A 7013-nucleotide genomic window follows, 5' to 3' on the forward strand; every position below is an offset into this window, starting at 1 on the left:
GATATGCCTGGCCCGCCGCCGCACCGACGTCATCTACGCCATGCTCCGCGACCACCAGCCCTACCGCGCCCCAGCGCGAGCACCCGAGCCCCTCGCGGCTTGACAACCCCATAGAGACACCCCCCGCACGATCGTGTCGATCAACGACGAGTCCCCACCGCGCGGGTCGTCAGCCTCGCCGGCACCTCCGGGCACTACCGTGAGCATCGGGCCGTACCTTCCAGACCCGGCGTTGCCGCGCCGATCTTGCTTGACAGCCTTCAAGATCACCGGGAGGGTACGGCCCTCCACGGTCATCCACAGGTTTCAAGCATTGCTCGCCGTCCGCATCGGCCGCGGCCAACGCGAAGATCAGGATCCCGAGGGTCGGGGACGGTTCTTCGTGACGCACAGCTTGATGCTCGCGGTGCGCTCTGCACTCACGTCGTTGTCCTGGACCGTGGCGTAGTGGTCGGGGCTTGCCCGACAAGAGAGCGCCGCGATCACTGTGATGCCGCGGGTCTTCACCGGGACGTCCCGAGGCGAACCGCCGAACCCACGGGGCCGCAGTGGCTGACAGATCACCACGTCACGCATCTCTACGTCGCTCCTCCGTGTCATATTCATCCCGCGACCCTCTGGGGTGTCGAGTTTGGCCGTCGTCGTGCGACTCGTCTGCCGGACGAGGGTCGTTCAGAAAGGCGATGCTGATGGATGTGAGTCATCGGGCCACGCGGAACACCGGGAGCAACTCCTCGCCCGCCGGTGCGAAATCGATGACGAGCGGCAAGCCCTCGCTGAGCGCACCCGGGTCGCCATCGGCCACCTGGGCCCACCACCACGGACCCTCCGCCAGCTCGCCGATCGCCACCACCGTGCGCTGCGGGTCACGGCCATCGGTCGGGCGATCATGCAGGACGATCCACGACCGCAGCACCGCCGCACCGCCCGCCGCCGTCCAGATCAGGTCGGTGGACCCACAGTGGTGACACTGGGTCTCCTGCGGGGCGCCCACCGCGCGGCACACAGCGCAGTGGCAGATCGGAAAGGTGCGCGCCGCCGTCGCGTCGAAGAAGCGCTTGGTCTCCGCGTCCCGCCGGACCGTGCCGAGCTTCACGGGAAGTGCAGTGGTCATCGCTCCTCCTCCGGGATGGCTTGCCGCGCGGCGGGCGACGGGTTCATCGGACGCCCGCCGTCAGGACGAGGTTGGCGTGGTGGTCCAGCGAGCCGCCGTTGTTCGACACGAGCACCACGTCGTGCCGAGGCACCTGCCGCTCACCGCCCTGGCCGCGGGCCTGGACCACGCCCTCCGCGATCGGCGTCATCCCCTGCAGGTAGTGGGAGGAGAGCTGCCCGCCACCGGTGTTCAGCGCGAACGAGCCCGTCGGTCCCAGGATCCCGCTCGAGACGAACTCGCCGCCCTCGCCCTTCTTGCAGAAGCCGTAGTCCTCCAGGGTCACCACGACCGTGTAGGTGTAGCAGTCGTAGATCTCGACGACGTCCACGTCGTCGAGCGTCACGCCGGCCATCCCGAGCGCCTCCGGACCGGCCGTGGTCGCCCCCGACACCAGCCCGAAGTTCTCGTCCCGCCGCTCGAAGAAACCCGGGTTCGTCTGCGCCCAGCCGGCCACGGCCACCGGTGGCTGGGCGAGGTCGGCCGCGCGCTCGGCACTCGTGACCACGACGCAGACGCCCCCGTTGCTGACCAGGCAGCAGTCGAGCAGGTGGAACGGCTCGACGATCCACCGCGAGTTCTGGTGGTCCTCCAGTGTGATCGGCTTCTTCATCTGGGCCTGCGGGTTCAGCAAGGCCCACTCGCGCTGTGCCACGGCGACGTGGCCGAACTGCTCACTGGTCGTGCCGTAGGCGAGCATGTGTCGCCGGGCGTTCATCGCCATCAGCGGGTTGCCGCCGACGATCCCGGTCGCGCCGAGGATCCCGCGCCACCCGCCCGTTGGCATGGTGTGGGCCTCGAACGAGTTTCCTCCACCGCCGCCGGTGCCCAGCGGGGCGTCGCCGAGCACACACGCCACCGTCTCGACCCGACCGGTCTCGACCGCCATGCAGGCGATCTGCACGGCGACCGCGGCCGACGTCCCCCAGGCCGAGATCCCCGAGACGAGTTTGAGGTCCTTGAGGTTCAGGTCCCGCTGCACCTCGATGCAGGACCCGCCCGCCACGCCGGGTACGACCAGGAGCCCGTCGATATCGGTCAGCGCCATCCCGGCGTCAGCGACCGCGCGGCGCACCGCGTCGGACGCGAAGTCACCGGCGCTTCGGCCGTAGACCTTCCCGATTTCGGTCATCCCGAGTCCGGCGATGACCGGCTGGCGAGGAGTGCTCACTGGTTCCGCGTCCTTTCGTACTAGACGGTGACGGTGGCGGAGGCAGGCTCCGCAGGAGCGGGGTCCGGAATCGGCCTGATCACCCCGAGCAGGAAGAGAATCACCCCCGTGACGAAGAATGCGCATCCGCCGATCACACAGGCCATGGTGTAGTTGCCCTGGGCATCGTTGAGTGCGGAGAAGACGAATGTGCCGAGGGCGGAAGACAGGCCGAGGGCGATCACCCCGACGCCGTACATGACTGCGAAGAGCCGGTCGCCTGCGAACTTGCGGACGAAGTACGGTAGGAAGACGACGTCGGCGCCGGTGCCCATGCCGATCAGAAAGCTCGCAATCGGGAATATCGGTGTCCACCACGACGTGGAGGCCACGCCCAACACGACCGCGGCGACGGTTGCCAGAACAGCGACCAGCAGTGGGACGCCGAACGGCCAGACCCGGTCGATCAGGAAGCCGTACAGGCTGTAGCCAACGATGATTCCTGCGGTGAACAGCACGGTGGTCGTCGTCGCGACGGTGAGATCTGCTCCCTTACCGCCATAGGTGCCGTGCTGGCCAGAGCCTGACTGTTGGGCATATATGATCTGTGGGTTCATTTCCCGCAGCCGCTGGTAACTGAACCCCATGCGATCCATGGTGCCGGGAGAGAACCCCTCGACCACGATGCCGGCCTGGCGAGTCAGCTCGGTCAGTACTCGCTTACCCTCACCAGAGTTAAGATCCAGTGCTAATTCCAACTTTCCCGCATTAGTCTCCATGAAAGAGCCGTTACGGTTCGGGTTGCGTGAAGGTGGCACGTCTAGCCAGGCTATGACGGCGAAAGCCGTGAAGATCGAGTTGAGTTCGTGGTCATGCGGCGAGTTCGGCCTCCTGGGTGAAGTGCTCGAGGGCGTGCTGGTAGTGGCGTGCGGCGCTGCGCAGCTTGCTGGCGACCGGGGGGTCGGGGTCGGTGAGCTGGGCCAGGCCGGGCTGGAGGAGTCGGGTCTGGATGTGGGTGAGCAGCGTGGCGTGGTGTAGGCCGGTGTCGCTGACGCGGTAGCGGTGGCTGCCGGGGATGCGGGTGATCAGTCCGTGGGCCCGTAGCCGGCCGAGGTCGTAGGTCATCTGGCCGGGGGTGACCTCGGCCCAGCCGAGGAGCTCGGCGAGCAAGGTCCGCAGGTCGCGGTTGCGGAACCCGCGCGGCAGGAGCCGGAACACCAGCAGCGCCTGCAGCAGGGCCTGGGCGCGCTGGTCGCCGAGGCGTAGCCCGGCGATGCGGTGGCCGCGCTCGGTGATGACGGGGTCGTGGACGGCGGTGAAGGCTTCTGCGGCGCGGATCGGGTTGTGGCTGATGATGGCGCTAACCGAAAGTCCCCAGGGGTGCTAGATCATCTTCCCCAGGCGCTGGAGCGAGCGTAGCGGTTGACGGGTCCGGCGTCGCGTTGCTGTGCGTAGCGAGGACGATGCTGGGCGTGGTCGAGCTCGTCGAGGTGCGCAAGCGCTATCGGGGCGTGGGGGAAGTCCTGTCGGGGGTGAGCCTGGCGGTGTCGCCGGGCTCGGTGTCGGTGGTGTTGGGCGTGAACGGGTCGGGGAAGTCAACGCTGCTGCGGATCGCGGCGGGGTGCTCGGCTCCGTCGCAGGGGTTGGTGCGCGGCCGCTCGAGCGTGGTCGGGTTCTTGCCGGCGCAGTTCCCGGCGTCGTCGCGGTTGTCGGTGCAAACCTATCTGCGTCATCTCGCGGCGGTTCATGGCGGCCGTCGCCGCGCGGGCCGGGATGCGCAGGCGGTGCTCGAGGACCTGGGGTTCACCGGCGCGTTGGATGGCGCGGTCTCGGAGCTATCGACGGGTAACGCGCAGAAGGTCGGGCTGGCGCAGGCGCTCGGCGTCCGGGCCGGGCTGCTGGTACTCGACGAGCCCTGGACCGCGCTCGACGACGCGGCGGCTGTGGCGTTGTCGCGACGGTTGGAGGCGGCGTCGCGTGAGGCCGCGGTGCTGCTCGCTGATCACAGCGGCCGCGGGCGGGCGCTGGGTGGCGCGGTGGTGCATCGCCTCGAACATGGCCGCCTGGAGCCGGTCGACGACGGCGAGGCCGGCGAGGCTGAGGAGGAGGTCACTGGGCCGATCGACGTCGTCGCCGCGGGCGACGTGCCGGGAACGGTCGCGGTCGTTGTGCGCTGTCCGGCAGCGGCGCAGGAGCTGATCGCGGGTCTTCCCCCGGCTCTCGTCGCGGAGTGCCAGGGCCGACAGGCTCGTGTTCGGTTGGAGCCGGCGACCGCGGACGGCTGGATGGCCGCCGCGCTGGCTGCGGGGTGTTCGGTGCGCTCGGTGCGTTGGCCTGACGAGCCCGAGGCGTCGTGGTGAGCGGGCGCCGGTTGGCCGCGACCGCGGTCTATCTGTTGGTCGATCTGCTGCGTGGCCAGCGTGTTCTGGTGCCGGTGATCGTGTTCGTGTTGCTCGCCGGCGTGCTGCTGATCAACGATCACGCGGTCGCCCCGGGCCCGTGGCCCGCGACGGCCCTGGGTCTGTATGCGATCGCTGCGTGGGTCGGGTTGGTGGCGGCCAACGCCGAGGACCCGGTGGCGCGCAGCGTCACTGTCGCCTCGGCGGGTGGGCCCGGGGTGGTGACCGTCGCGACGGTCCTGGCCTCGATGACGATCAGCAGTGCTCTGGCGCTGGTGGTGGTGCTGCTGCCGGGGTTGATCAACCCGACGGGGTTCCCGCCGGTCGCGTTGCTCGACGGCGGGTTGGCGCATCTGTGCGCGACCGCCGCGGGTAGTGCGGTGGGCCTGGTGACGGGCCGACCGCTGATCCCCCGGCTCGCCTGGTCGTTCAGCGTGGCTGCCCTCGTGATCGTCGTGACCGCGACCCAACCCTGGCTGCCGCCCGTCGCCTCCGCCGCCCGAGCTCTCGGCGAACCGGCGCCGGTCGGGTCGCTGATGCTCGACCTCGCGGTCGCGCTGCTCGCTCTGGCTGCTGCCGGAGCGGTCAGCTGGTGGGCCTCCCGACGCGGATGAGCGAGCCTGGCTGACGCCCGCTCATCCGCGTCCGGGAGTTCTCAGGCCCGCCGCAGTGGGATCACCCCCGGTTCGGGAACAGCCGGTCGGGCCGCTTCGGGGGTGGTCAGGAGAGCGACGACGCTGACCTCACCGCCGCAGTGGGGGCAGGCGCGGACCGCGACCGGCGCCGGCCTCGACGGGGGCTGCTCGTCGTGCTGCTCGCCGGTGGCCTGTCGGCGGGTGTGGCCGGCTTTGCGGCAGCGGTCCGAGCAGTAGCGATGCCGTGGGCCTGCAGGGGTGAAGGCGGTCCAGCAGATCGGGCAGCTGCGCTCGGTCCGCCAGCTCGCGTCGGTGCCTTGTGCCGAGTCAGCTGGCATGGCTGCCTCCCTGCCCGGCCGGGCTCCCGATGACCGAGCCCGCGCGGTGACCAGCGGCGGCGCGCAGGGCGTCGGAGGTCTGCTGGTGGGCGCGCAGCCGGTAGGAGGGTCCGTCGATGCCGACGACGGTGGCGCGGTGCAGCAGCCGGTCGAGCATGGCCGCGGCGACGGTGGCGTCACCGAACGCGCCGGCCCAGTCGGCGATCCCGACGTTGGTCGTCAGAATCGTCGAGGATTTCAGGTAGCGCTGGTTGATGACCTGGAACAGCGCCGAGGCCCCATCACCGGGGAGCGGCAGATGTTGGGTCGGGGACGGGACGCCGTGCAGCCTTTCGGCTGTCGGTCTTCCCGTCCCCGCCCGCCGAACCGGACGTGCACGTTCCCGCGCATCCGGCTCTCCACGTGTCCATGCCGGTGGGTCAGGTGACGAGTTCGGAGACCTGGCCGACGAAGGCAACATCGTCGTGGTTGGTCCGGCGGAATCTGGCTCCGTCGGAGTTGACCTCGTCGATGTTGTAGGGCGTGCCGATCTGCGCTCCGCGGAAGCGGTAGCGCTCGACGCGCGTCTTCGCCGGGTTGTAGAGGGTCAGGCCCTCCGCGGTGATGCGGTCCGCCCCGTAGAAGCGGCGCCGCAGCTGTTTCCAGGTCCAGCGCGGGTGTTTACGGCGTATCCAGCCGAGCATTCGCCACCAGGCGTACCAACCCAGGTAGGAGAACGTCTTCTTGGATGCGCCATAGCGGAAGTAGGCCGCCCATCCCCGCAGGATCGGGTTGATCTTCCGCAGCACCTGCGCCAGCGACAGCGAGGTCGTCCCTCGCCCGGTCGCTGTCTTGATCTTGTGCATCACCGCCGCCAGGGTGTGCTTGGCGGGAATGGTGAGCACCACGCGGCGGCCGTCGCGCCCGGGGCGCCGCTGGATGCGGAACCCGAGGAAGTCGAAGCCGTCGTCGAGATGGGTGATGTGGGTCTTCTCGACCGAGAGGGTCATGCCCAGCTTGCTGGACAACAGCTCGCCGATCTCCGCCCGGAGCGTTTCCGCGTCGGACTTGCTGCCGTGCACGAGCACGACGAAGTCGTCGGCGTAGCGCACCAGCCGGTAGTTCGGCAGCCCGCGGCGGCGCCGGTGCTGCCGGCGCCAGTGCGGGCTCATCTCGGTGTCCCAGATGCCGGCGAAGTGCCGGTCGAGCACCGAGAGGTAGATGTTGGCCAGCAGCGGGGAGATGACCCCGCCTTGCGGTGTGCCGGTCAGGCTGGCCGCAAAGCCACCGTGTTGCTCGACAACCCCGGCCCGCAGGAACGAGCGGACCAGGCGCAGCACCTTGCGGTCGGTGACGCGC

8 protein-coding genes are annotated in these 7013 nt (G+C 69.5%); 2 read left to right on the top strand and 6 right to left on the bottom strand.

What is annotated here, in order from left to right:
• Nucleotides 1–700 precede the first annotated feature (700 nt).
• The 4 genes from AC2A1K_RS35180 to AC2A1K_RS35195 all read right to left on the bottom strand — a co-directional run bounded on the left by AC2A1K_RS35180 (nt 701) and on the right by AC2A1K_RS35195 (nt 3521).
• Nucleotides 701–1096 (bottom strand): Zn-ribbon domain-containing OB-fold protein, encoded by a 396-nt coding sequence (locus tag AC2A1K_RS35180; RefSeq protein WP_483900998.1) that lies wholly within the window; start codon nt 1094–1096, stop codon nt 701–703.
• A 61-nt stretch (nt 1097–1157) separates the two neighbouring features.
• On the bottom strand, nt 1158–2285 hold the full coding sequence (locus AC2A1K_RS35185) for a thiolase family protein (protein ID WP_483900999.1): 1128 nt from the start codon (nt 2283–2285) through the stop codon (nt 1158–1160).
• 59 nt (nt 2286–2344) lie between these two features.
• The gene (locus tag AC2A1K_RS35190) at nt 2345–3121 is read right to left on the bottom strand and encodes a CoA transferase (RefSeq protein ID WP_483901000.1); all 777 of its coding nucleotides are present in this window, start codon (nt 3119–3121) and stop codon (nt 2345–2347) included.
• Between the two features lie 52 nt (nt 3122–3173).
• The gene (locus tag AC2A1K_RS35195) at nt 3174–3521 is read right to left on the bottom strand and encodes a hypothetical protein (RefSeq protein ID WP_483901001.1); all 348 of its coding nucleotides are present in this window, start codon (nt 3519–3521) and stop codon (nt 3174–3176) included.
• A gap of 254 nt (nt 3522–3775) precedes the next feature.
• On the opposite strand from AC2A1K_RS35195, the gene AC2A1K_RS35200 reads away from it, so the two are divergent.
• Both AC2A1K_RS35200 and AC2A1K_RS35205 read left to right on the top strand, forming a co-directional pair.
• Nucleotides 3776–4663, top strand: a complete 888-nt coding sequence (locus AC2A1K_RS35200) for an ATP-binding cassette domain-containing protein (RefSeq protein WP_483901002.1) — start codon at nt 3776–3778, stop codon at nt 4661–4663.
• A complete protein-coding gene (locus AC2A1K_RS35205; protein WP_483901003.1) occupies nt 4660–5316 on the top strand; it encodes a hypothetical protein in 657 nt (218 codons plus the stop codon). Before AC2A1K_RS35200 ends, AC2A1K_RS35205 begins: the two co-directional genes overlap by 4 nt.
• Before the next feature lie 348 nt (nt 5317–5664).
• On the opposite strand, the gene AC2A1K_RS35210 is transcribed toward AC2A1K_RS35205, so the two are convergent.
• Nucleotides 5665–6135 carry an ATP-binding protein gene (locus AC2A1K_RS35210; RefSeq protein WP_483901004.1) on the bottom strand — a complete coding sequence of 157 codons (471 nt, stop codon included), beginning with the start codon at nt 6133–6135 and terminating at the stop codon, nt 5665–5667.
• The coding region (locus AC2A1K_RS35215) for a group II intron maturase-specific domain-containing protein (protein WP_483901005.1) at nt 6095–7013 on the bottom strand (919 nt) is incomplete at its 5' end. The genes AC2A1K_RS35215 and AC2A1K_RS35210, both read right to left, overlap by 41 nt.

The sequence above is a fragment of the Actinomycetospora sp. 2LY8.5 genome, assembly GCF_057180585.1.